Raw genomic sequence first — 25,150 nt, 5'->3', positions numbered from 1 at the left:
AGTGTCCTTCGTCGGCGGTCGTGCGGTCGGCGCAAGTGTGGCGGTCAGCGGTCGGCGGTGGGGAGAGGGGGGTCGGTGGGGGGAAGCCCGGCGGCCGGAGGGAGGGGGTGTTCGCCGGATTCGTCGTCGCGCGCCCGGAACGTGCCGCGCTGGAAGCCGCCCAGCGAGGAGGCGGCGCGCTCCGCGGTGAACTCGGCCTCGTCGCCGGTGGCCGCGGCGGCGGACGGGACCTCCTCGCGCAGTTCGGCCGCGAGGCTGGTCTGCGGCACCCGGCGGGGCAGCGGGGCCAGGCCCCCCGGACCGGCGACGGTCGCCGCGGGGACGGGGGCCGCCAGGGAAGGGGCGGCTGGGCGGGGGGCCCGCGCCGCCTCGGGGGCCGCCGCGCCAGGCCGGGCGGGCCGGGGCACGGGCACCGGGTCCGCCCCGGCGGGGGCCGCGGTGTCCTCGGCCGGCGCGGTGGCACGCGGTTCGCGCACCACGATGTCGTGCGGGATCAGCACGATGGCGGTGGTCCCGCCGTACGGCGACGGGCGCAGCGTCACGGTGATGCCGTGCCGGTGCGCGAGCCGGGCCACCACGAACATGCCGAGCCGCAGGTCGTCGGCGAGGGCCACCACGTCGAACTGGGGGACCACGGCCAACTGGTCGTTGAACGAGGCGTAGTCCTCCTCGGACAGGCCCAGTCCGCGGTCCTCGATCTCGACGGCGAGGCCCCGGGCGACCATCGCGGCCCGGACGCCGACCGGCTGCGGGGCGGGGGAGTAGGCGGTCGCGTTGTCGATCAGTTCGGCCAGCAGGTGGATGACGTCCGCCACCGCGGGCGGGGCGAGCGCCACCTCCTCGTCGGTGTGCACCTCCACCCGCTGGTACTCGGCGACCTCGCCGACCGCGCCGCGCAGGATGTCGACCAGCGCGACCGGGTCCCGCCAACTGCGCCGGGGCTGCTCGCCGCTGATGATGACGAGGTTCTCCTCGTAGCGGCGCAACTGGCTCGCGGTGGAGTCCAGTTCGTACAGGCCCTTGAGCACGTCGGGGTCGGTGTGCCGGCGCTCCAGCGCGTCCAGCTTGGCGAGCTGCACGTTCACGAGGTTCTGGCTCTGGCGGGCGATGCCGAGGATGACCTTCTGGAAACCGCGCCGGGTGTCGGCGAGTTCGACGGCGGTGTGCACGGCGGTGCGCTGGGCGGTGTTGAACGCCTGGGCGACCTGGCCGAGTTCGTCGTGCCCGTAGTCGAGCGGCGGGGTCGCCGACTCCACGTCGACCTTCTCGCCGCGCTCCAGCCGGGCCACCACGTCGGGCAGCCGCTCCTCGGCGAGACCGAGCGTGGCGAGCCGGAGCCCGCGCAGCCGGCGGGAGAGCGAGCGGGTGATCCGCCAGGACATCAGGACGCAGACGAGCAGGCCGAGGAACCCGCCCGCGCTGACCGCGGCGGCCTTGACGAGCAGTCCGTGCGCCTCGTCGGCGCTGCGGCCGAGCAGGCCGGAGGTCTGCTCCCGGATGAGCTGCGTGTGCTGCCCGGAGACCTTGTCCAGCGCGGCGGACCACCGCTTGCGGGCGTCCGGCAGGTCGATGCGCCCCTCTCCGCCCTCGGCGCGGGCCGCCAGGACCTCGTCCTCGACGGCGTGCAGGGTCTGCCACTCGGGGCTGCGCAGGATGCGCTCGGTCTGGGTCTTCGCGCTGCCGCGCAGCGAGGGCACGATCTGGTCCTGGACGAGCCAGCGGCGGGTGTGGGCGAGCTGGGCGAACCGCGCCCACTCCTCCTCCTCGAACTGTCCCGAGGGCCAGGCGAGGGTGAGCGCGGCGTCCTCCTGGGACATCAGTTCGGCCGCGTGCGCGAGGGCGACCAGTGGCCCGGCCTGGGAGGTGAGGTCGCCGTTGTCGACCTGGGACAGTTCCTGGAAGGCGTGGATCTGCTCGTCGATGATCGACGTGTACTGGCCGAGGGCCTGCTGCGCGGTGATGTCGGTCGGGTCGTCCACCTGGTCGCGGTAGTACTCCAGGCTGCCGACGGCACCGAGCACCGAGTACAGCCGGTCCGAGACGCGGGCCGGGGCCTGGTTGATCGTCTCGGGGCGTCCGGCGAGCTGGGCGACGGCGTCGTCGGTCCGGCGGCGCTGGGCGTCCAGCGCGTCCCGGTTGCCGTCGGGGGAGGCCAGCCAGGCGGCCGAGAGGCTGCGCTCGCGTTGCAGGGCGAGCGTGGCCTCGGTGCCCATGGCACCGGTGGACCTGCTCAGTCCGGTCTGCGAGCGCAGTTGCAGACCCTCCGAGAACATCCGGATCGTCGTCACGCCCCACACGGCGGCGAGGGTGACGCCGGGAACCAGCGCCAGGAGGATCAGCGAGAGGCGTATGGAGCCGAGACGGCGCCGGGAACCTGTCCGTGCAGACATCGTCGTCCTAGGCGGTCAGCGGGAGGGGGCGGCGGGCCCGCGCGGGACGCGCGAGCGGCGCGGACTGCGCCGGGGCGTGCTCGGTGCGCGCTCCGGCGCTCGGTGCGTCCGCGTGCGGTACGGCCGTACGGGGTGCGTGCGGCGCGTCCGCGGGGGCTGCGAGGGGCGCGGCCGGGCCGGTGCGGGGCCGGGGCGCGCGGCCGGGGTGCCGGGTCACCGGGTGCCGTTGGCGGCGTAGCGCGCGACGGCGTCGACGTTCGTCCGGGTCACGAAGGCGGGACCGGTCAGGACGGGGGCGACTCCGCCACCGCTGACGTTGCCGTTGGTGTGGTAGAGCCAGAGCCCGTCCACGGCCAGATAGCCCTGGAGGTACGGCTGCTGGTCCACCGCGAACAGCACGTCCCCGCGCTTGACGGCGGAGACCAGGTCGGCGTCGAGGTCGAAGGTGGCGACGCGGGCCCCGCTGCCCGCCGAGCGGACCGACTTGACGGCGCTGAGGGCGTACTGGGCGCCGTTCGTGACGACCCGGTCGATGCTGGAGTCCTGCCGCAGCCGCGCGGTGACGGCGGTGTCGACGGCCTTCATGTCGGTGCCCTCGACGTAGAGCATCTCGGTCTCGCCCGCGAAGGTCTTCTTCAGCCCCGCGCAGCGGGCCTCCAGAGCGACGTTGCCGCGCTCGTGGATGACGCAGAGGGTGTGGGCGGCCTTGAGGTCGTTGAGCTTCTCGCCGACGGCGCGGCCCGCGACGCTCTCGTCCTGCCCGAAGTACTCCAGCAGCCCGGCGGGACGCCAGGCGTCTATCCCGGAGTTGAGGCCGACCACCGGGATGCCGGCCGCCTTCGCCTCGGCCACCGGGGCCCGCATCGCCTGCGGCTTGGCCAGGGTGACGGCGATGCCGTCGGCCTCGTCGCGGATGGCGTCCCGCACCAGGCCGGCCTGGCCGGAGCTGTCGGCGTCGCCCGCGAAGGTCAGTTCCACGCCGTCCTTGGCCGCCGCGGCCTCGGCCCCCCTGCGCACCAGGTCCCAGAAGGCGTCGCCCTTGCCGCCGTGCGTGATCACGGCGATCTTCAGAGCGCCGGAGCCGGGACCGCCCGCGGAGCCGGCGCGGTCCCCGTCCGCGCCGAACGCGGAACAGCCCGCCGCCAGCAGGCAGAGGGCCGCGGCCAGGGCCACCGCGCGCAGACGCCCGGGGGAGTGGGAGGGCGGTGGGGTTGTCCTCATGGTGGTCGCGGCACCTCGCTGTGCGGCCCGGCGGGAGGGACCGGGGGCGGGGGCGCCGGGTCCGCGTGGTGCCACGCGGGCCCGGCTGAGTCTGGTCTGGCCGGAGCAAACCGTGTGTGACGGCCGGTAGTCAAGTGATCGGCGACCTGGTGTGAGTTGTCGGTGCCGCATTGTGATGCGGGAGGGGCGGGAGGGGACGACCCGTGCGAGCGGGTGCGCGCCGGCGGAACAGCCCGCCTCAGGGCGCGTGTGGGGGCGGCCGGGGCCGCGCCGTCCGGGCATGACGGGGCGGGAACCGGCGCGCGCTCCGGCGTGGGCGGGGCCGGTGTCCGGGAGGCGGCCGGCCGGCGCCGGACCCAGGCATGGGGCGGGGGAGCGCACGCCGGGGCCCCCACGGCGGCGGCCGGGCGCGGTGCGTACACCGTCCCGTTTCCGCGCACGTCCGCGCCGGGGCGGCCGTGGTGTCGCTCCGGCGCCGGCCCGGCGGCGCCCGCGGCGCGCGCCCCGGATCGTGCCGGATCGCCCGGCAGCGCGTCGGCCCACGCGGGCCCCGCCGGATGACACGGGAGCACAGGGGAGCCGTCCGGATCGCAGGGCCCCGGGGGCACGGTTGGTGACGGGGCGTGTTCTTTCCGTACCCGGACGCGGCCGTCGGCGGGTGAGCGACCCGGCTCCGGGGGCGAGTGCGCGGCGTACCGCGTCGCGAAGTCGCCCCCGGAGGGGAGTTCAGGCAGGCTCGCCCGCCCCCTGGCCCGGCGCCCGCGCGGAGAGCGCCGCGGCCCGCCTCTCCCGCGCGCGGCGGCGGCGTGCCCCGCGCGGCTCCTGGTCGGGCAGCCACCCGAAGACCAGGCAACTGCCGACGCAGCCGAGCAGCAGGCCCACGAGGAAGCCGCCCAGGTTCGAGGTGACCCAGGTCCCCAGCGAGGCGAGGACGCCGACGAGGGAGTAGAAGAGGCGCTGCGAGGGCGTGACGAGGGTGAGGACCCCGCACAGCAGCATCAGGACCGGCAGGACGTACCCGGCCACGCCCTGCATGCCGACGTGCAGCACGACCTTCAGGGACGCCTTCATGGTGAAGAGGACCTCGGCCCCGGCGAGCGTGAGGAGCAGCCCGCCCCAGAAGGGCCGCCCGTGGCGCCAGCGGCGGAAGGCGGCGCGGACGCCGGCCGGCTTCCCGTGCCCCCGGTCGCCGGACATCAGCAGGCCGACCCGCTGAAGCGCATCTTCAGGCCGGGAAGTTTGAACACCCCGGCCGTGGTGGCGTAGTTGGTCTGCCGCAGGTTCTTGATGTGCACGGTGTCGGCCTGCTGGCTGAAGACGCCCTTCGGCCCGCGGCCCTTGGGCCCGGCCTTGTCCAGGGTGGAGGCGTCGTTGCCGATCTCGATGTTGTCGAAGGAGGCGTCGCCGGACAGTTCGGTGGAGTCCGTGGTCAGATCGGTCGCGGAGACGCGGGTGCCCCCGCCGCCGGCCGTGATGAGCAGGTTGGTGCCGCCCAGGTCGACGCTCTGGCACAGGCTCGTGAGCTTGGCGTTCTTGATCACGGAGGTGACGACGAGCACCTGGCCGCCGGTGTCCCCCTCGTTGGGGCTGCCCTCGGCCATGGTGTCGAGCCCGCCGAACTGGGCGAAGCCGGTGCCGTCGAGTTCGGTCGCGGTGACGGTGAAGGGCATGCCGGAGATCGCGAACTGCACGCCCAGCGCGCCCTGGGCGGTGAGGACCGCGAGGGCGGCGGTGACGGCGGCGGCGGGCACCGCCATCACCGCCGCCCGGCGCAGCCGGACCCGGCCGCGTCCGGCGCGGTCGGGGGTGGTGCCGGCGGACGGGGTGGCGTCCGGGGACGTGGCCATGTCAGCTCCCAGGGGCGAGATGCGGATCGGGCGTCGGTGGCACGGTGTCCTGGCGCGGACAGCGGACGGGGCGCACGTCTCCCGGCACCTCCCGGCGGGGTTGCAGGGGGCGTTCACGTTACGCACCAGTAGCCAATTCGGAAGTTACCGGTGGTTACAGCATGGGTCAAGCAGGTTGTGCGAAAAGTGTGACCACGGTGTGCCGTCGCCCGCCCACCGGCCGGAACGGGCCGCGGGCTGAATCCGATGCTCCGTCATATTCCGCTCTGGCAAAGGCAGTTGTGCTGACCAGCGGCTCCTGTCCGGACCCTTGACGGTGAAGTGACAACCGGTCTACAAACGTCCCCGTTCCCCGGGTCCGTGGCGCCGGACCCGTTCTCCGCGGCATCGCCGCGTTCCCGGCCCCTGCCCCGCCCGTGTGCGGGGCACCGCCCTCTCCCGGCCCGTCCGGGACCCTCGCGCATCGGCCCGGCCGCACCCCGCGGCCGGCCCCGCACCGCTTCACCGAACCCCACGTCCGAGAAGAGGAAGCCGCATGCGTACCCGTACCCTGCTCACCCTCACCGCCGCCGTCGCCGCCTTCGTCCTCCCCGCGGCCCTGCCCGCCGCCGCGGCCGGCACCCCGGTCCTCACCACCGGCGGCGCCGGCGGCACCCCCGTCGCCACCGGCACCACGCTGACCGCCTCCCTGGCGAGCGGCACCAGCGCCACCTTCCGCTCCAGCGCCACCGGCACCTCCGGGGTCTCCTGCGCCTCCTCGCAGTTCACCGTGACCGTCACCGACAACCCGCCCGCCCCCGGCACCGCGACCGAGACGCTCACCGGCCACACCTTCGACAGCGCGAGCTGCACCAGCAACGTCACCGGCGTGCTCGGCGTCAACGGCATCGTCGTGGACAACCTCCCCTACACCACCACCGTCTCCTCCGCCGGAGCCGTCGCCGTCACCCCGCCGAGCGGATCCGCCGTCCGCACCACGGTCACGCTGCGCACCCTCCTCGGCAGCGTCTCCTGCGTGTACGAGGCCCCGGGCCTCGCCGGCACCGCGGACAACACCACCCACGGGATCGCCTTCGCCAACCAGCACTTCACCAAGATCTCCGGCTCCGCGCTCTGCTTCGCCGACGGCTACTTCACCGCCACCTACGCCCCGGTCACCGACGGTTCGGGGGTGGTCCACGTCAACTGACCCGGCCCGCGCCACGACGCGGCGGGCCGGCCGGGGCAGCGCGCGCCCCGGCCGGACCGCCGCACGTGCGCGTACGGCCCAAGAAGGCTGCGAGGCCGAGGATCTGACGGTGAGTTATCGTGTACAGGGGGTTAAGACAGACGGCATGGCCTGTTGAGTTCCAGCCCAGGAGTGTTCAGCCGATGGCGAGGCAGCTACGCGCCGAGCAGACCCGCGCGACGATTCTCGGGGCCGCCGCCGACCTGTTCGACCGGCAGGGCTACGAGTCGACCAGCCTCAGCGAGATCGTGGCGCACGCGGGGGTCACCAAGGGCGCCCTCTACTTCCACTTCGCGGCGAAGGAGGACCTCGCCCACGCCATCATGGAACTCCAGTCCAGAACCTCCCGCCGGCTCGCGACCGAACTGGACGGCCGCGGCTACACCTCGCTGGAGACGCTGATGCGGCTCACCTTCGGCATGGCCCGCCTCTCCGCCGAGGGACCGGTGCTGCGCGCCGGGCTGCGCCTGGCCACCGGGGGCGTCGCCGTCCGCCCGCCGCTGCCGCACCCCTTCACGGAGTGGCTGGACATCGCCTCCGCGCGGCTGCTCGACGCCATGAAACAGTCCGACCTGCACCCGGACGTCGACGTCGACACCGTCGCCCACACCCTCGTCTCCTCCTTCGTCGGCACCCGCGTGGTCGGCCGCGCCCTGGAACCGGCAGCCCGGCAGCCCCGCCGGACGGCCGAGATGTGGCACGTCCTCATCCGCGGGCTGGTGCCGGTGCCCCGCCGCGCCCGCTACCTCACCCTCGCCGCCCGGCTGGAGCGGGAGACCGGGCCGGCGTAGCCGGGCCCGCGCCCTCGGGGCGGCCGGGCCTCGGGGTGGCCGGGCCTCGGGGCGGCCGGGCCTCGGGGCGGCCGGGCCTCGGGGCGGCCGGTTCTCGGGGTGGCCGGGGCCAGTTGGGCGGCCCGCGCCACCGCGCGTGAGGGGGGCAAGTCGGCGGAAGGTGCCCGGAACCGGCGTGGTTCACGCGATGGTGTGATCATGTCCGGGCCCGCGGATGCCTCCGGAACGCCCTGGGTAGTGCCCACGCATGACGCGACAGCCCTTCCGACTCCCGCACTTCTACCTGCCGCATCCCGCGCGGCTCAACCCCCACCTCGACGAGGCCCGGACCCACTCGACGACGTGGGCCCGCGAGATGGGCATGCTGGAGGGCTCCGGAGTCTGGGAGCAGGACGACCTCGACGCGCACGACTACGGACTGCTGTGCGCCTACACCCACCCCGACTGCGACGGTCCCGCGCTCTCCCTCATCACCGACTGGTACGTGTGGGTCTTCTTCTTCGACGACCACTTCCTGGAGAAGTACAAGCGCACCCAGGACCGCGTGGCCGGCAAGGCCCACCTGGACCGGCTGCCGCTGTTCATGCCGCTCGATCCCGCCGCCGAGACGCCCGAGCCGCGGAACCCGGTGGAGGCCGGACTCGCCGACCTGTGGCGGCGCACCGTGCCCGCCATGTCCGACGGCTGGCGCCGCCGCTTCGCCCTCGCCACCGAGCACCTGCTCAACGAGTCCCTGTGGGAGCTGTCCAACATCAACGAGGGCCGGATCGCCAACCCGGTCGAGTACATCGAGATGCGCCGCAAGGTCGGCGGCGCCCCCTGGTCGGCCGGGCTCGTGGAGTACGCCACCGCCGAGGTGCCCGCCTCCGTGGCCGGCACCCGGCCGCTGCGCGTGCTGATGGAGACCTTCTCCGACGCCGTCCACCTGCGCAACGACCTCTTCTCCTACCAGCGGGAGGTCGAGGACGAGGGCGAACTGAGCAACGGCGTGCTGGTGCTGGAGACCTTCTTCGGCTGCACCACCCAGGAGGCCGCCGACCTCGTCAACGACGTCCTCACCTCCCGGCTCACCCAGTTCGAGCACACCGCGTTCACCGAAGTGCCCCCGGTCGCCCTGGAGAACGCCCTCACCCCCGCCGAGACCGCCGCCGTCGCCGCGTACGCCAAGGGCCTCCAGGACTGGCAGTCCGGCGGCCACGAGTGGCACATGCGCTCCAGCCGCTACATGAACGAGGGCGCGCGCACCGGCTCCCCCTGGCAGGTCCCGGCCGGACCCGGCACCGCCGCCGCCGACATCGGCGCGCTGCTCGCCGGCGGCCCCCTCGGCGCCGTGCCCGCCGCCTTCCGGCAGCCCGACCGGCTGCGCCCCTACGGCCACGTGCCGTACCCGAAGGTCGGCCCCTCCCTCATCCCCGAGATGCGCATGCCCTACCCGCTGGAGCTGAGCCCCCACCTCGACGGCTCCCGGCGCCACCTGCTGGAGTGGTCGCAGCGCATGGGCATCCTCGCCGAGGGCGTGTGGGACGAGGACAAGCTGGCCGGCTGCGACCTCCCGCTCTGCGCGGCCGGACTCGACCCCGACGCCACCCAGGAGCAACTGGACCTCGCCTCCGACTGGCTGGCCTTCGGCACCTACGGCGACGACTACTACCCGCTGGTCTACGGCCACCGCCGCGACCTGGCCGCCGCCCGCCTGACCACCGCCCGCCTCTCCGCCTGCATGCCGCTGGACGGCGAGCCCGTGCCCCCGCCCGCCAACGCCATGGAGCGCTCCCTGATCGACCTGTGGGAGCGCACCACGGCCGCCATGACGCCCGAGCAGCGCCGTCCGCTCAAGGACGCCGTGGACGTCATGACCGAGTCCTGGGTGTGGGAGCTGTCCAACCAGATCCAGCACCGCGTCCCCGACCCCGTGGACTACCTGGAGATGCGGCGGGCCACCTTCGGCTCCGACCTCACGCTCGGCCTGTGCCGCGCCGGACACGGCCCGGCCGTGCCGCCCGAGGTCTACCGCAGCGGCCCCGTCCGCTCCCTGGAGAACGCGGCCATCGACTACGCCTGCCTCCTCAACGACGTCTTCTCGTACCAGAAGGAGATCGAGTACGAGGGCGAGATCCACAACGCGATCCTCGTCGTGCAGAACTTCTTCGGCATCGACTACCCCTCCGGCCTGCGCGTCGTGCACGACCTGATGACCCAGCGCATGCGCCAGTTCGAACACGTCGTCGCCCACGAACTGCCCATCGTCTACGACGACTTCCAGCTCTCGGACGAAGCGCGCGCGGTGATGGACACCTATGTGACCGACCTGCAGAACTGGATGGCCGGCATCCTCAACTGGCACCGCAACGTGCCCCGCTACCAGGCCGACTACCTGGCCCGGCGCACCCACGGCTTCCTCCCGGACCGGCCGCCGTCGCTGCCCGTCCCCCGGGCGCCCGGCGCGGCGGCGACGGTGGTGGCCGGCCCGCTCGGCTGAGACCGGGCGGCGCCCGAGCGCCGGGGGCGGCACCCGGACGCCGGCGCTCTCACCCGTTCGTGGCTCGTGACGCGCCGGCGGGCGGGGTAGGTCCCCTGCCGGAGGAGACGAGAGCCATGGAACAGACAGCGTTGCGCCCCAAGCCCATGCCGGGCCGGGACCCCGGGACCGGCACCGCGCCCGGTCCCGACCGCCCCCCGCACCCCGTGCGCCGCGGCCGTCGGCGGGCGGCGACCGTGCTGCTCGCCACGGTCGGCGCCGTCGTGCTGCTGCTGGCCGGCGTCGGACTCGGCACGGTCGGCACCACCCTGCTCGGCGCGCACCGGCTCACCGGGCAGTCCGGGCCCGCCGCCGGGACGGCGCCGGCCCAGGGCCCGGCGGCGGACGTGCGGGCGGCCCCGCCGCAGCCGTCCGCCGGCACCGCCCCCGGGCCCGCCGCCGACCCGGCACCGCCCACCGCCACCCTCGGCGTCGAGGCCGTGGACGACCGGCGGCCGGGCGCCCTGGTCGTCGGCATCCACGTCCCCGGCCCCGGGTACGCGGCGGGACTGGTCCGCGGCGACGTCCTGCTGACCTTCGGCACCGCCCGCGTGGACTCGGCCGCCGACCTCGCCCGCGCCGTCGCCCGCGCCGAACCCGGCACCCCGGTCAAGGTGACGGTGCGCCACGCCGGCGGCGGGTACCAGCAGCTGACGGCGGTACCGGGCGTCGCCACCTGACCGCCGCCGGCCCGCGGAGGGGGCGTGGCCGGAGGCGAGCGGTGCGGTGGCCGGTTCGCGCCGGTCCCGCCGAACGGGCAGGATGCTGCCCATAGGCACCTTTTCCGCCCGCCCAGGAGGACCGGATGACCGGCGGCACACCCGCTGCGCGCTTCACCGCTGACGACTACCGGGCCCGCATGGCACGCGCCGTGCGGTCGGCCGCCGACGCCGGGCTGGCCGGTCTGCTCGTCGCCCCCGGCCCCGACCTGGTCTGGCTCACCGGCTACGCGCCCTCCGCCGACACCGAACGGCTCACCCTGCTCGTCCTCGCCCCCGGCCGTCGCCCCGTCCTCGTCGTGCCCGCCCTGGAGGCCCCCGACGCCGAGAAGGCCGCCGGAGCGCCCGCGCTGACCCTGCGCGACTGGACCGACGGCCAGGACCCCTACGCCGCCACCGCCGCCCTCCTCGACGGCGGCGGACGCCTCGGCGTCAGCGACAACACCTGGGCCCTGCACCTGCTCGGCCTGCAAAACGCCCTGCCCGGCACCTCGTACGCCGCCCTCACCGAGGCGCTGCCGCTGCTGCGCGCCGTCAAGGACCCGGCCGAACTGGAGCTGATGGCGGCGGCCGGCGCCGCCGCCGACGCGGCCTTCGAGGAGATCCTCACCGTCCGCTTCGCCGGCCGCCGCGAGAGCGACGTCGCCGCCGACCTCGACGCGCTGCTGCGCCGCTTCGGGCACTCCCGGGTCGACTTCACCATCGTCGCCTCCGGCCCCAACGGCGCCAACCCGCACCACGAGGCCGGCGACCGCGTCATCCGGGACGGCGACATGATCGTCCTCGACTTCGGCGGCCTCAAGGACGGCTACGGCTCCGACACCTCCCGCACCGTCCACGTCGGCGCGCCCACCGAGGAGGAACGCCGGGTGCACGACCTGGTCCGCGAGGCGCAGGAGGCGGGCTTTCGCGCGGTGCGGCCCGGCGCCGCCTGCCAGGACGTCGACCGCGCCGCCCGCGCGGTGATCGACGGCGGGGGGTACGGGCCGTACTTCATCCACCGCACCGGGCACGGCATCGGCGTCACCACCCACGAGCCGCCGTACATGATCGAGGGGGAGGAGCAGCCGCTGCTGCCCGGCATGTGCTTCTCCGTCGAACCCGGCGTCTACCTGCCCGGCCGCTTCGGGGTCCGCATCGAGGACATCGTCACCGTCACCGAGGACGGCGGCCGGCGGCTCAACGACACCACCCGGGAGATGGTCGTCGTGGAATGACCCCCGGCGCGACGCCCCCACCACCGGAGCCGGCACCCCGCACGCCCCGCGCACCGGGCGCGAGGCCGGCCGGCCCGGCACAGGACCGGAAGAGGACCCGGAAGACGACGGCACGACCATGACCCAGGCACCCATTCCGACCGAGGACACCGTCCGACGGCTGGTCGGCTCCCTGCTCCCGCGGGGCACCGCCCCCGACGTGGCGCCCGCCGCCGAGGGCGCCGGGCGGGCCACCTGGTGGGTCGGTGCCCGCCACGTGCTGCGCCTGGCCACCGACCGCGACACCGCGGCCCGCCGGCGCCGCGAGCCGCGCCTGCGCGACCTGGTCCGCGCCCACGTCCCCGTCGCCGTGCCCGTCACGGTGGCGCACGGCGAGTGGGCACCCGGCCTCACCTACACCCTGGACGCCCGGCTGCCCGGCGGCTCCGCCGAGGACCACTCCGTGTCCGCCGTCGGTGAGGCGGACCTCGCGGCGCTGCTGACGGGGTTGCGCGAGGTGCCGCCGCGGCAGGCCGAGTCGCTGGGCGTGCCGAGGGCCCCGGCGCGTTCCCTGGAGGCGCTGCGTGGGTCCGCCGGGACCGCCGCCCGCCGGCTCGCCGTGGCCGACGAGTTCGACCCGGCCCGGCTCGCGCAGCTCACCGGTGCGGCGACGGCCCAGCTCGGCGTGGCGCCCGGCACGGTGGCCCTCGTCCACCACACCCTGGCCGACGACCACCTCGTCGTCGCCGCCGACGGCCGGGTGCGCGGGGTGCTCGGCTGGGCGGACGCGGTCCTCGGGGACCCCGCCGAGGACATCGCCGGCCTCGCGCTCGCCGTCGGGTCCCCCGCCGCCGTCCGCGCCGCGACCCTCGCCGGCTACGGGGCCCGGCCCTGCCTGCGCGGCCTGTGGCTGGCCCGCTGCGACGCGGTGGCGCACCTCGCCCGCGCCCTTGCCGGGCAGGACCCCGCGCCGCCGCCGCTGCCGGTGCTGCGGGCCCGGCTGCGCCGGGCCTGGGAGGCGATCCTCCTGGAGCGGGTCACGGAACTGCGCGGTGACGGCGGGGACGACGACACCGCGCCCTGGTAGCCCGGCCGGTCCGGCCACGCGGCGCGGTCGCGGGCCGGCCGGAAGTCCCGCGAGCCGGCCGAAGAGAGCCACCGTGTCGGGGGCGTCGTCGTGCCGGCGGCGCGTGGCGGACGGGGCCGCCCCGGCGCCCTCACTCCTGGAAGAGGACCACGCTCGACTCGCCCGGCAGCCGCAGCAGCCCGTCCGCCCCCGGCGGGTCCACCGGCTCCCACGCCGCGAGCACCCGGGCCGGCCGGGCGCCCAGCGGGATCAGGGCAGGGCCGGGGCCCAGGTTGACCGCGACGCGCAGGTCTCCGCGCCGGAACGCCAGCCAGCGGCCCTCCTCGTCGAAGGCGACCCGGGTGTCCGCGAGGTCGGGGTCGCTCAGGTCGGGCTCCGCGTGGCGCAGCGCGATCAGCCGGCGGTACCAGTCCAGCACCCGCGCGTGCGGCTCGCGCCGCGGTTCGGACCAGTCGAGGCAGGAGCGGTCGCGGGTCGCCGGGTCCTGCGGGTCGGGCACGTCCTCCTCCCGCCAGCCGTGCGCGGCGAACTCCCGCCGCCGGCCCCGCCGTACCGCCTCCGCGAGGCCGGGGTCGGTGTGGTCGGCGAAGTACTGCCAGGGCGTGCCCGCCGCCCACTCCTCGCCCATGAACAGCATCGGCGTGAAGGGGGCCGTCAGCGTCAGTGTCGCCGCGCAGGCGGCGAGCCCGGGGGAGACCAGGGCCGCGAGCCGCTCCCCCCGGGCACGGTTGCCGATCTGGTCGTGGCTCTGCGCGTAGCAGGTCAGCCGGTGCGAGGCGAGCCGGGTGCGGTCCAGCGGGCGGCCGTGGTGGCGCCCCCGGAAGGACGAGTAGGTGCCGTCGTGGAAGAAGCCCCGGGTCAGCGTCTTGGCGAACGCGGCCAGCGGGGCCCGCGCGAAGTCGGCGTAGTACCCCTGCGCCTCGCCGGTCAGGGCGGTGTGCAGGGCGTGGTGGAAGTCGTCGTTCCACTGGGTGTGCACGCCGAGGCCGCCCTCCGCGCGCGGGGTCACGGTCCGCGGGTCGTTGCGGTCGGACTCGGCGATCAGGAACAGCGGGCGGCCCAGGTCGGCGGCGAGCGCGTCCACGCCCCGCGACAGCTCCTCCAGGAAGGGCAGGGCCCGGTTGTCGGCCAGCTCGTGCACGGCGTCCAGGCGCAGTCCGTCGATCCGGTAGTCCCGCAGCCAGGCGAGGGCGCTCTCCCGCAGGTACGCCCGGACCTCGTCGGAGCCGGGCGCGTCCAGGTTCACCGCGGCGCCCCAGGGGGTGTGGTGGGTCTCGGTGAAGTACGGGCCGAAGGCGGGCAGGTGGTTGCCGGAGGGGCCGAGGTGGTTGTGGACCACGTCCAGGACGACGCCCAGGCCCAGCCCGTGCGCCCGGTCCACGAACCGCTTGAGCGCCTCGGGACCGCCGTACGGCTCGTGCACGGCCCAGGGGGCGACCCCGTCGTACCCCCAGCCGTGCCGGCCCGGGAAGGGGCACAGCGGCATCAGCTCGACGTGGGTGACGCCCAGGCCGGCGAGGTGATCGAGCCGTTCCGCGGCGGCGTCGAGGGTGCCCTCGGGGGTGTACGTGCCCACGTGCAGCTCGTACAGGACGCCGCCGGGGAGCGGACGGCCCCGCCACGGGGCGTGCCACTCGTACCGGCCGTGGTCGACGACCGCGGCGAGTCCGTCGGGGCCGTCCGGCAGGCGGCGGGCGCGCGGGTCGGGCAGCACGGGCCCGCCGTCGACCGCGAAGCCGTACCGCGAGCCGTCCCCGGCCAGGGCCCGCCCGCACCACCACCCCGGGCGCTCCGGATCGCTCTCCATCGCGCTCGTGACGCCGTCGCACGTCAGCGCCACCTCGCCGGCCCCCGGCGCCCACACCTCGAACTGCACGGACGGTACCCCTTCGTCTGCTCTCCGTGACGATCCCGTCCATGGTCCAGCAAAAGCGATCACCGCGCTGGGGAATGTCACCCTTGCGCGCGGGTGTCGCCCTCCGCGCGGACACCGGGACGGCACCCGGCGTGCCGGAGGGCGGGCGGCCCGCGCCGGGAGGCGGTCACGGCGGGCCGGGGGTCCTCACTCCTTCCAGACCAGGACGGTCAGCACCGCGCTGGTGATCTTCACGGGGGCCGGGGACTGGTTGAGCAGGCGCACCCGCATCCGGCGGTTCCTGCCGATCCGTTTCGTCAGGGGGACGATGGCGAAGGAGCCGCCGGATGTGCCGATCACCTCGTGGGCCGGGTGGTCCGCCTTGTGCGTGTCCACCTCGAACTCGGACATGCGGACCTGGACCACGTCGCCGACCGGCAGATCGGCCACGCCCAGGCTGAGGCTGCCGGTGAAGCGGGCCGGGCCGCGGGCGAACACGGCGCCGCCCGAGAGGTGGTCGCCGGTCTCGTCGCTCCACTCGGCGGTGAACTCGATCGAGTCCCAGACACCGGGCCGCAGGGTGTAGTGCTCGGCGACACCGAGGTTCACGTACTGGGGCATGTCGTCTCCGTCTCCTTGCCACTGTCCCGCCGGGAGCGCCAGGCAGTCGGCGAGGTCCCGGCGGAAGTCCTTCATGTCGAAGCCGCGCGGATCGGACTTCCAGTCGCTCCATTCCAGGTGTCCGATGGCGGACTTGGCGCTCCAGCCGTGCGCCCGGCAGACCCCGGCCGTGGCCCGGACCATCGCCACGTACTGGGCGCGCGGCCACGGGTCCTTGCCGTCGCCGGCGTTCTCGCACTCCCAGCCGTAGAAGCGGGCGTTGCCGTCGACGGCGCCCGGAGCGCCCTCGTGCTTGGCGGGTGGCGTGGGGCGGTCGCCGTAGGACTCGTTGATGACCTGGGTGAGCACTGCCCCGTCGCCGCCGCCGGCGTGGTTGGCGCGGCCGTTGCCGGTGAGGTGGACGGTGCCGTCCTTGGTGATGCAGCCGGTGGCCAGCGGGCCGGGCAGGGTGCTGTGCCCGTCGTAGATCAGGCCGACGACGTCCGTGCCGGGGCCGGTGACGGTGTGGTGGACCATCACCCCGTTCACGGGTCCCCAGGCGCCCTTGGCGTTGCGGTGGTGGGTCCGCCAGGAGCGGACCTCGCGGACGGTGCAGCCCTCGGCCTTGAGGGCGGCGACCAGCCGGGTGGCGGTCAGGGGTGTGGCCAATGTGCTGTCCTCTCAGCCGTCGCGGTGCCGAAAGACGGTCCGACCGCGGACACGACGGTGCGGGGGTCCCGGACCGAGTCAACGTCATCTTCCGCTTCCAGGCGACCCGTTCGGCTGAAACCACCCCTTCGCGGCAACCTCCGGCCCGCCGCGGGGCACGCCGCAGGGGCGGGGGAGTTACGGACATGTGGCACAGCGGGGTGTGGACGGGGACGGCCGGGGTGTAAACATTCGGTGTGTACGGAGGAACAGGAGCAACGGGCACCTGGGGCCGCGGCGGGAAAACGGGGTAACGGATCATGTCGACCTTCGAGTCCAACACTCCTCCGCCCGCTCTCGTCCGGCTGTCCGACGCCGAGCGGGACCGGGCGCTGAAGGTGCTGCGGGACGGCGTCGCGGCGGGCCGTCTCTCCCACGACACGTTCGTGCGCCGCATGGAACTGGCCCTGGTGGCCCGCCGGTCCGAGGAACTGGCCGTGCTCACCGCCGACCTGCGCTCCGAGGGGCGGGCCTCCCGGCTGGTGTTCGGGGCCGTCGAGGCGGTCTCCGGCTTCGGCGTCCGGGTGCGGCGGGCCTGGCAGGCCGAGCGGCTGCCCAAGCTGCTGCTGCCGCACCCGGGCACCGGCCACCCGCTGCGGATAGGGCGCGACCCGGCGAACGGGCTGCGGCTCACCCACGAGACCGTCTCCCGCGTGCACGCCGAACTGACCCGGCAGGGCGGCATGTGGGTGCTGCGCGACCTCGGCTCCACCAACGGCACCACGGTCAACGGGCGGCGGGTGATCGGCGCCGCCGTCGTCCGTGAGGGCGACCAGATCGGCTTCGGCCGCACCGTGTTCCGCCTCGCCGCGAGCTGACGGCACGCGCCCGCCGGGGTGCCCGGCACCGGCGGGCGCGCCCGCGGTGACCGGGGCCGCCGGGTGCGGGACGGTGCGGCGGGGCCGGGCCGGGGAGCGGCGGGACGCGCCCGGAGGGCCCACGTCCCTTTGCCGTTCCGAGTGTTGACGTACACCCCGGCACGTGACTGACTGTGCGTACACCGCGCACGCCCGGTGACCCGGCGGCCCGATTCGTGGAGGTGTGTCCTGTCGCCCCTCCCGCGCTACCCGACCGTGGACGAACTGGGCGCCCGTGCCGCCGCACTCGCCGCCCGCCATCCCGGCCGGGCCCGGCTGCGCCGCGTCGGCACCTCCCGCGCCGGGACCCCGCTGCTCCTGCTCTCGGTCGGCCGGGGCGGACGCCAGGCCCTCGTCGTCGCCGGACCGCACGCCAACGAACCCGTCGGCGGCGCCACCGTCCTGCGCCTGGCCGAACGCGCCCTGGCCGACCCCCGGCTCACCGAGGCCGCCGACGCCACCTGGAACCTGCTGCTGAGCGCCGACCCCGACGGACTGCGCCACAACGAGGGCTGGCTGACCGGCCCGTACACCCTCGGGCGCTACGCGCGCCACTTCTTCCGGCCCGGTTTCCTGGAACAGCCCGAGTGGCTGCCCGACGGTCCCGGCCGCGCCACGCTGCCCGAGACCCGCGTCCTGCTCGCCCTCCAGGACGAGCTGCGGCCCTTCGTCCAGTGCTCCCTGCACGGCGTCGACGTCGGCGGCGGCTTCGCCGAGGTCACCGACGAACTGCCCGGCCTCGCCCGGCGGATGGCGCACGCCGCGACCCGCCTCGGCATCCCCCGCGAACTCGGCGCCTACGACGCCCTGTACTGGCCCGGCCTCGGGCCCGCCGTCTACCGGATACCGCCGCCCCGCTCGGGCGACCTGACCGCCGCCATCACCGAGGCCGCCGTCGACTCGACCTGGTGCCACCCGCGCCGCCACGGCACCGTCACGGCGGTGGTGGAAGCGCCCATGTGGGGCGTGGCCGCCGTCGGCGACACGTCGGCCCCGGCCGACGCGGACGCGGTGCTGCGCGCGGTGAGCCGCACGCTGCGCCACGACACGCGGCGGCTGCGCGGGCTCCTCGCCCGGATCCGGCCGCACGCGGCGGGCCCCGACGCGGCCCGGCTGCTGGCGCCGGTCGACGACTACCTCCTCGTCTGCCCCCGGCTCGCCGACGCCTGGGACCCGGACACCGACGACGGCACGGGCCGCCCCCTGCCGCCGATGAGCACCGCCCGCCTGGCGGCCCTGCGCATCGCCGGGCGGCGGCTGGCGCTGCGGACGGCGGGGCTCCTGCACCAGGTGGTGACCCGCGCCGGGCGCGATCCGGCGGACGCGCTGCCCGAGCTGGACCGGCTCCTCGACGCCTGGTGCGCCGACTACCACGAGTCCTTCGGGGCCCGCTGGATACCGGTGGCCCGGCAGGCGGAGTACCAGACCAGGGTGGTGCTCGCCGCCTTCGAACTGGCCGCCCGGCACGCGCCGCGCGGCCTGCTGCCCTCGGGCTGACGCGCCCGGCCCCGCGGGCGCCCCTCAGCGGGCCGCCGCGGCCGTCGTGGGTGCCGCGCCGCTCGCGTCGGCCGTGCGCGCCCTGGTCACCCGGCCGTCAGGTGCGCCGTGCTCCCGGTGCTTCCCGTCTCCGCGGTGCTTCCCGTCTCCGCCGGGCTCGCGGTGGCCGTCGTGGGTGCCGCGCCGCTCGCGTCGGCCGTGCGCGCCCTGGTCACCCGGCCGTCAGGTGCGCCGTGCTCCCGGTGCTTCCCGTCTCTGCGGTGCTTCCCGTGCTTCCCGTCTCCGCGATGCTTCCCGTCTCCGCCGGGCTCGCGGTGGCCGTCGTGTTCCCCGCGTCCGCCGGGTCCTCGCGTTCGAGCAGGGCCACCGGCAGTTCCCGGAAGAGGTCCGCGACGCGGACCCGGCCCGTGTGCGCCCGGCCGGGGGCGAGGAGGTCGGACCAGCGGCCCGGCGGCAGCGCCAGCTCCGTGCCGCGCCAGCCGCCCGCCTCCGCCAGCCGCAGCGACAGCCGGGTCACCGCGGTCAGGGCCGCCCCGGTGCGGACGAAGGCCACGCAGTGCTCCGCCGCCGGCCCCTCGGCCGTCAGCGGGGCGTAGGAGGCGCCCTCGCCGAAGACCCCCGGCCGGCGGGAGCGCAGCGCCAGCGCGGCCCGCGTCACCGCCCCCTTCTCCCCGGGGCCGGCGACGGGCGGGAAGCTCGCGGGAGCCCGGTTGTCCGGGTCCACCAGCGCCCGGTACTCGCCCTCCGTGCCCTGGTAGAGGTCGGGCACGCCCGGCATCGTCAGGTGGACCAGCGCCGCGCCGAGCAGGTGGGCCCGGATGTGCGGCTCCAGCTCCGCCCGGAAGGCGGCCACCCGCTCGCCCGGCGCACCGCACGGCCCCGCCGCCAGGAACCGCGCCACCGCCTCCTCGTACTCCGGGTCCCGTTCCGTCCAGGTGGTGTGCAGACCGGCCTCGCGGACGTGCTTCACCAGCGCCTCCCGCACCCGGCCGCCGTCGGCCGGTCCCAGCCCGAACACCGTCTGCCACGCCGCCCAGGCCAGTACGCCGTCCGGCGCCCGGGGAGCCTCGGCCGCGGCCTTCGCCACCACCTCGGCCCAGGCCGTGGGGCACTGGGCGAGGACGGCGAGCGCGGCCCGCACGTCGGCGCTGCGCTTGGTGTCGTGGGTGGAGAGCACCGTCCCCGCCGCGGGCCGCTCGCGCTGGAGGTCCGCGCAGAAGGCGTGGAACTCCCCGGGCGGCAGCGCCGGCCGCCCCGGATCGCCGCCGACCTCCCCGGCCGACAGCAGCGGCACGTGGCGGTAGAAGGCCCGGTCCTCCACCGACTTGGCGCGCAGCGCGGAGGAGGTCTGCGCGAACCGGGCCCGGAACTCCTCGTGTTCCGGGCCCTCCCCCGCCCGGCCGGTCAGCAGGTCCCGGACCGCGTCCACCGCGCCCGCCTCCTCCGGCACGGTGAAGGCGCGCCGCGCCTCGGCCACCACCCGCCCGGTGATCAGCCGGGCCGCGTCGGCCGGTGCGTAGGGCCGGTAGACGTCCAGGCGGACCAGCAGCTCGCGCAGGGCGGTGCGCAGCGCCCACGGCGCCCGGTCGCGCAGCGTGGCCACCGGCGAGGACGCGCAGAGCCGGTGGGCCACCCGGGTCAGCCGCTCGGTCTCGGCGGCCAGCTCGTGGGAGAGCACCTCGTACGCCGAGCGCCGCACCGTCGCCGCCCAGTCGCCGCCCCGGTCCGCCGGGGGGCCGGCGAAGTCGCGGTAGGCGGCGAGGAGTCCGGCGGCGCCGTCCGGGTCGGTGAAGAGGGCGTCGACGTGGCGCAGGGACTCGTAGCCGGTGGTGCCGGCGACGGGCCAGCCGGCCGGCAGCCGCTCCCCGTCCGCGAGGATCTTCTCGACCACGGTCCACCGGCCGCCGGTCGCCTCGTCGAGCCGCCGCAGGTACCCGCCGGGGTCGGCGAGCCCGTCCGGGTGGTCGACGCGCAGCCCGTCGACCACGCCCTCGCGCAGCAGCCGCAGGACGGTGGCGTGGGTCGCCTCGAAGACCTCCGGGTCCTCCACCCGCACCCCGATCAGCTCCGAGACGCTGAAGAACCGCCGGTAGTTCAGCTCGGTGCGGGCCAGCCGCCACCACACCGGGCGGTACCACTGGGCGTCCAGCAGTTCGGGCAGCGGCAGGCCCTCGGTGCCCTCCCGGAGCGGGAAGACCTGGTCCCCGTGGCGCAGCACCCCGTCCTCGGTCCGCAGGCCCTCCAGCACCTCGCCGAGGGGGCCGCCGAGCACCGGCAGCAGCACCTGCCCGCCCTGCGCCTCCCAGTCGATGTCGAACCAGCGCGCGTACGGTGACCCGGGGCCCTCGCGCAGCACCTCCCACAGGGCGCGGTTGTGGCGCGGGGACATCGCCATGTGGTTCGGCACGATGTCCACCACCAGGCCCAGCCCGTGCCCCCGCGCGGCGCGCGCCAGCTCCCGCAGCCCCTCCTCGCCGCCCAGTTCGCCGCGCACGCGCGCGTGGTCCACGACGTCGTAGCCGTGCGCCGAGCCGGGGACCGCCTCCAGGACGGGGGAGAGGTGCAGGTGCGACACGCCGAGCGAGGCCAGGTAGGGCACGGCCGCCGCCGCGGCCGCGAAGGGGAAGGCGGGCTGGAGCTGCAGCCGGTAGGTGGCCGTGGGGATCGGGGGGACCGGCGGGCGGTGTCGCTCAGACGTCATGACCGGTACGTACCCGGGCCGTCCCGTTTCGTCTCACAGGCCCCCTTTACGGGTGTACGGGCTGGGCGGGGCGGCGCAGGACGGCCAGGCTGCGGTCGGTGAGGGTCAGCCGGTCGCCGGCCTGCACCTTGGTCACCGCGTCCGGCACGCCCGCGGGGCGGGCGGTGTCGACGACCAGTTCCCACTGCCGGCCGTGGTCGAGGGGCACCACGAAGCCGAGGGTCTTCGGGGAGGCGTTGAACAGCAGCAGGAAGGAGTCGTCGAGGACCCGTTCGCCGCGCGGGCCCGGCTCGGAGATCGCGTTGCCGTTGAGGAAGACGGTGAGCGCGGAGGCCCGTGCCGAGGTCCAGTCCCGCTGGGTCATCTCCGTGCCCTCGGGGGTGAACCAGACGATGTCCGACAGCTCGTCGTGGGTGCCCTCCACGGGCCGCCCGTGGAAGAAGCGGCGCCGGCGGAAGACGGGGTGGTCCTTGCGCAGCCACACCATCGCGCGGGTGAACTCCAGCAGGTCGGTGTCGGCGGCCCCGGTGGCGTCGGCGCCGGGCCAGGCGACCCAGGCCAGCTCGTTGTCCTGGCAGTAGGCGTTGTTGTTGCCGCGCTGGGTGCGGGCGAACTCGTCGCCGTGGCTGATCATCGGGACGCCCTGGGAGAGCAGCAGGGTGGCCATGATGTTCCGCATCTGGCGCCCGCGCAGCGCCCGTACACCCGGATCGTCGGTCTCGCCCTCGGCACCGCAGTTCCAGGTGCGGTTGTGGTTCTCGCCGTCCCGGTTGTCCTCGCCGTTGGCCTCGTTGCGCTTGTGCTCGTAGGACACCAGGTCGCGCAGGGTGAAGCCGTCGTGGCAGGTGACGAAGTTGATGGACGCCAGCGGGCGCCGTCCGTCGTTCTGGTACAGGTCGGAGGAGCCGGTCAGCCGCGAGGCGAACTCCGCGAGGGTGCGCTGCTCACCGCGCCACAGATCGCGCACCGTGTCCCGGTACTTGCCGTTCCACTCGGTCCACAGCGGCGGGAAGTTGCCCACCTGGTAGCCGCCCTCGCCCAGGTCCCAGGGCTCGGCGATCAGCTTGACCTGCGAGACCACCGGGTCCTGCTGCACCAGGTCGAAGAAGGAGGAGAGCCGGTCCACCTCGTGGAACTGCCGGGCGAGCGTGGCGGCCAGGTCGAAGCGGAACCCGTCGACGTGCATCTCGGTGACCCAGTACCGCAGCGAATCCATGATCATCTGGAGGACGTGCGGGGACCGCATGAGCAGCGAGTTGCCCGTACCGGTCGTGTCCATGTAGTAGCGGCGGTCGTCCGTGAGCCGGTAGTACGACGGGTTGTCGAGGCCCTTGAGGGACAGCGTCGGACCCAGGTGGTTGCCCTCGGCGGTGTGGTTGTAGACCACGTCGAGGATCACCTCGATCCCCGCCTCGTGCAGCGCCTTCACCGCCGACTTGAACTCCAGCACCTGCTGGCCGCGGTCGCCCCAGGAGGCATAGGCGTTGTGCGGGGCGAAGAAACCGATCGTGTTGTAGCCCCAGTAGTTGGCCAGCCCCATGTCGGCCAGCCGGTGGTCGTTGACGAACTGGTGCACCGGCATCAGCTCCAGCGCCGTGACGCCCAGCGTGACCAGGTGGTCGAGGACCGCCGGGTGGGCGAGGGCCGCGTAGGTGCCCCGCAGCTCCTTCGGCAGTGCCGGATGCCGCATCGTCAGGCCCTTGACGTGCGCCTCGTAGATCACCGTGTGGTGGTACTCCGTCCGGGGGAGGCGGTCGTCGCCCCAGTCGAAGTACGGGTTCACCACGACCGAGGTCATGGTGTGCGGGGCCGAGTCGAGGTCGTTGCGCCGTTCGGGTTGGCCGAAGTGGTAGCCGTACACCTCCTCGCCCCACCGGACGGACCCGCTGACCGCCCGCGCGTACGGGTCCAGGAGCAGCTTCGCGGGGTTGCAGCGCAGCCCGCGCTCCGGGGCGTACGGGCCGTGCACGCGGTAGCCGTAGCGCCGGCCCGGCATCACGCCGGGCACGTAGGCGTGCCGGACGAACGCGTCGCTCTCCCGCAGCTCGACCCGGGTCTCCGAGCCGTCGTCGTCGAGCAGGCACAGCTCCACTCGGTCGGCGGCCTCCGTGAAGACCGCGAAGTTGGTCCCGGCGCCGTCGTACGTCGCGCCGAGCGGATACGCCTCTCCAGGCCAGACCTGCATGGACTCGACTCTCCCCGGTGTGTGGCGCCGGTGCCGGCGCCCTGGCTCCGAGTCTCCCCGAAAGTCGCTCCCGCCACCTGTGAGCGCGCCCGGGGCGCCCCCCGTTCGGACCGCGCCCCCCGGGCCGCCCGCGCGCCGTGCTCCGGGAGCGGGCGACCGCGCGGCGCGCCCCGGCTCGCCGGTCCGCGGGCGTGGACGGTCCGCGCGCTGTGAACGCGTGATGAATCCGCTCACTCCCGTGGCCGTCCGAGACCGGAACGGCCCCGTGGATCACGCTCGTTGGGACGACGAGCCTGACCATCGGGCTGCACGGCGCACCGCTCCCGGAGTACCCTTCCTTGATCGTTGGGACAGGTGGTGCCCCGGGAGAGCCGGGGAGCGGAAGGCGGTGCGCGGGTGGGCTCGGGAGGGCGGGAACTGCCCCCTGGTGACGAGGGTCGCGAGGGGGACTCCCCGGACGTCCGGCCCGGCGCGGTGTCCCTGGCACGGCCGATGAGCGTGGGCGCCATCGGCCCGGAACTGGACTGGGGCGCCGAGGCGTGGCACGAGGTGCGCACCCGGGCCCAGCGGGCGGGCCGCGCCTACATCTGGCTGAACCTCGTCGAGCAGCGGCTGCGCACGGTCGTGGCCGCCGTGCTCCGGCCGGTCTACGAACCCGTCCACGGCGACGACTGGGTGGTCGCCGCCGCCGGCCCCGCCGGCCAGGAATGGGTGCAGCGCGCGGTCGCGGTCCGCGAGGTCAGCCGCCGCAAGGGCTACCTCCTCGACCCCGCCGACGACAACGTGCTCAGCTTCCTCACGCTGCCGCAGCTGCGGGAGCTGATGGTGCAGCACTGGCCCTGCTTCGAGCCCTACGTCGACGAGCGGCGCGACGTCGAACTCGCCCTGGACGAACTGGAGGTCACCCGCAACGTCGTCTCCCGCAACCGGGCCCTGTCGGAGGCGGTGCTCAGCCAGGCCGAACGGGCCTCGGCGCGGCTGCTGGAGGTGCTCGGCGCGGGCAGCGACGTGCCCTCCGCGCGCCGGCTGCCCGTCGACGCGGTCGAGGACCTGGTCGGCGACCGCTACGCCGACGTGGTCGCCGTCCACCCCGACCGGGTCCGGCTGCTGCGCCAGTTCCCGGCGGAGGACATCTTCGGCGGCGCCCGCCGGCTGGACGCCCTCGGCATCGGCCTCAACCTGCTCGTGCAGAACTTCTCCGGGCGCCGGCTGGTGCGCCTGGCCGAGGCCGGCGGCCGGGTGCGGCTGCTCTTCCTCAACCCGGCCTCCAGCGCGGTCAAGCGCCGCGAGCGCGAACTCGGCGTCAAGCGGGGCGAGCTGAGCCGCGCCGTGGAGATGAACATCCTGCACATGCGCCGGGTGCGCTCGCGGCTGCGGGACCCCGGCGCCTTCGAGATCCAGGTCTTCGACGAGACGCCCCGCTTCACCGCCTACCTCGTCGACGGCGACGGCTCCGACGGCATCGCCGTGGTCCAGTCCTACCTGGCCCGCACCCGGGGCATCGAGACGCCGGTGATGGTCCTGCGCAACGGACGCAACGGCGGAAAGGTCGTCAAAGCGGACCCCCTGGACGAGGCGGGGCTCTTCCCCGCGTACCGCGAGGAGTTCGAGCTGATGTGGGCGGATTCGCGCCCGGTGTCCTGAGTGTCCGTCCCGGCCCGGCGGCGGGACCGGCCGCCCGGTGTTGTCAGTGCCGCGTGCGAAGGTGGGAACCACTGGGGGGACGCATCACCGAGGAGGGGGACCGCCC

At 75.2% G+C, this 25,150-nt stretch carries 17 protein-coding genes; 9 read left to right on the top strand and 8 right to left on the bottom strand.

Going from position 1 to position 25,150, the window contains the following annotated elements; translation table 11 throughout:
- Positions 1-44: 44 nt before the first annotated feature.
- The 4 genes from VM636_RS05360 to VM636_RS05345 form a co-directional block, all read right to left on the bottom strand.
- A complete protein-coding gene (locus tag VM636_RS05360; protein WP_030420740.1) occupies positions 45-2,390 on the bottom strand; it encodes a nitrate- and nitrite sensing domain-containing protein in 2,346 nt (781 codons plus the stop codon).
- Positions 2,391-2,603: 213 nt separating this feature from the next.
- Positions 2,604-3,611, bottom strand: coding sequence for a substrate-binding domain-containing protein (locus tag VM636_RS05355; protein ID WP_030420741.1), 1,008 nt, complete (start codon positions 3,609-3,611; stop codon positions 2,604-2,606).
- Between the two features lie 726 nt (positions 3,612-4,337).
- Positions 4,338-4,808, bottom strand: a complete 471-nt coding sequence (locus VM636_RS05350; RefSeq protein ID WP_030420742.1) for a DUF6114 domain-containing protein — start codon at positions 4,806-4,808, stop codon at positions 4,338-4,340.
- Complete coding sequence (locus VM636_RS05345) at positions 4,808-5,458, bottom strand: DUF6230 family protein (protein WP_338483628.1); 651 nt, start codon at positions 5,456-5,458, stop codon at positions 4,808-4,810. Before VM636_RS05345 ends, VM636_RS05350 begins: the two co-directional genes overlap by 1 nt.
- A 535-nt stretch (positions 5,459-5,993) precedes the next feature.
- Here VM636_RS05345 and VM636_RS05340 point away from each other — a divergent pair.
- The 6 genes from VM636_RS05340 (at position 5,994) to VM636_RS05315 (ending at position 12,997) form a co-directional block, all read left to right on the top strand.
- Positions 5,994-6,647 (top strand): hypothetical protein, encoded by a 654-nt coding sequence (locus VM636_RS05340; RefSeq protein ID WP_030420744.1) that lies wholly within the window; start codon positions 5,994-5,996, stop codon positions 6,645-6,647.
- A gap of 182 nt (positions 6,648-6,829) precedes the next feature.
- Positions 6,830-7,477, top strand: a complete 648-nt coding sequence (locus tag VM636_RS05335) for a ScbR family autoregulator-binding transcription factor (protein ID WP_030420745.1) — start codon at positions 6,830-6,832, stop codon at positions 7,475-7,477.
- Positions 7,478-7,724: 247 nt separating this feature from the next.
- Complete coding sequence (cyc2, locus tag VM636_RS05330) at positions 7,725-9,956, top strand: germacradienol/geosmin synthase Cyc2 (protein WP_051821381.1); 2,232 nt, start codon at positions 7,725-7,727, stop codon at positions 9,954-9,956.
- Positions 9,957-10,072: 116 nt separating this feature from the next.
- Complete coding sequence (locus tag VM636_RS05325) at positions 10,073-10,675, top strand: PDZ domain-containing protein (protein ID WP_053913791.1); 603 nt, start codon at positions 10,073-10,075, stop codon at positions 10,673-10,675.
- A gap of 125 nt (positions 10,676-10,800) precedes the next feature.
- Entirely contained in the window at positions 10,801-11,931 is a 1,131-nt protein-coding gene (locus VM636_RS05320; protein WP_338483621.1) for a Xaa-Pro peptidase family protein, read from the top strand.
- 118 nt (positions 11,932-12,049) lie between these two features.
- Entirely contained in the window at positions 12,050-12,997 is a 948-nt protein-coding gene (locus VM636_RS05315; protein WP_338483619.1) for an aminoglycoside phosphotransferase family protein, read from the top strand.
- A gap of 130 nt (positions 12,998-13,127) precedes the next feature.
- Here the strand turns inward: VM636_RS05315 and treZ are convergent, their stop codons facing one another.
- Both treZ and VM636_RS05305 read right to left on the bottom strand, forming a co-directional pair.
- On the bottom strand, positions 13,128-14,873 hold the full coding sequence (treZ, locus tag VM636_RS05310; protein WP_338483617.1) for a malto-oligosyltrehalose trehalohydrolase: 1,746 nt from the start codon (positions 14,871-14,873) through the stop codon (positions 13,128-13,130).
- A 186-nt stretch (positions 14,874-15,059) separates the two neighbouring features.
- The gene (locus tag VM636_RS05305) at positions 15,060-16,121 is read right to left on the bottom strand and encodes an N-acetylmuramoyl-L-alanine amidase (protein WP_338483615.1); all 1,062 of its coding nucleotides are present in this window, start codon (positions 16,119-16,121) and stop codon (positions 15,060-15,062) included.
- A gap of 296 nt (positions 16,122-16,417) precedes the next feature.
- Here VM636_RS05305 and VM636_RS05300 point away from each other — a divergent pair, with 296 nt between their 5' ends.
- Positions 16,418-16,978: a DUF1707 and FHA domain-containing protein gene (locus VM636_RS05300; protein WP_030420752.1), complete on the top strand. Its 561-nt coding sequence runs from the start codon at positions 16,418-16,420 to the stop codon at positions 16,976-16,978.
- Between the two features lie 255 nt (positions 16,979-17,233).
- Positions 17,234-18,514, top strand: a complete 1,281-nt coding sequence (locus VM636_RS05295; protein WP_051821382.1) for a M14 family zinc carboxypeptidase — start codon at positions 17,234-17,236, stop codon at positions 18,512-18,514.
- Between the two features lie 211 nt (positions 18,515-18,725).
- Here VM636_RS05295 and treY read toward each other — a convergent pair whose 3' ends face one another.
- On the bottom strand, positions 18,726-21,215 hold the full coding sequence (gene treY / locus VM636_RS05290) for a malto-oligosyltrehalose synthase (protein WP_338483612.1): 2,490 nt from the start codon (positions 21,213-21,215) through the stop codon (positions 18,726-18,728).
- Between the two features lie 46 nt (positions 21,216-21,261).
- The gene (gene glgX / locus VM636_RS05285; RefSeq protein ID WP_338483610.1) at positions 21,262-23,400 is read right to left on the bottom strand and encodes a glycogen debranching protein GlgX; all 2,139 of its coding nucleotides are present in this window, start codon (positions 23,398-23,400) and stop codon (positions 21,262-21,264) included.
- Between the two features lie 396 nt (positions 23,401-23,796).
- On the opposite strand from glgX, the gene VM636_RS05280 reads away from it, so the two are divergent.
- A complete protein-coding gene (locus VM636_RS05280) occupies positions 23,797-25,044 on the top strand; it encodes an SAV2148 family HEPN domain-containing protein (RefSeq protein ID WP_030420756.1) in 1,248 nt (415 codons plus the stop codon).
- The last annotated feature ends 106 nt before the right edge of the window (positions 25,045-25,150 follow it).

The sequence above is a fragment of the Streptomyces sp. SCSIO 75703 genome, from assembly GCF_036607905.1.
Classification (GTDB): Bacteria; Actinomycetota; Actinomycetes; order Streptomycetales; family Streptomycetaceae; genus Streptomyces.
The sequence above is the reverse complement of the archived record's forward strand: the minus strand, read 5'-3'. Positions and strand labels throughout refer to the sequence as shown.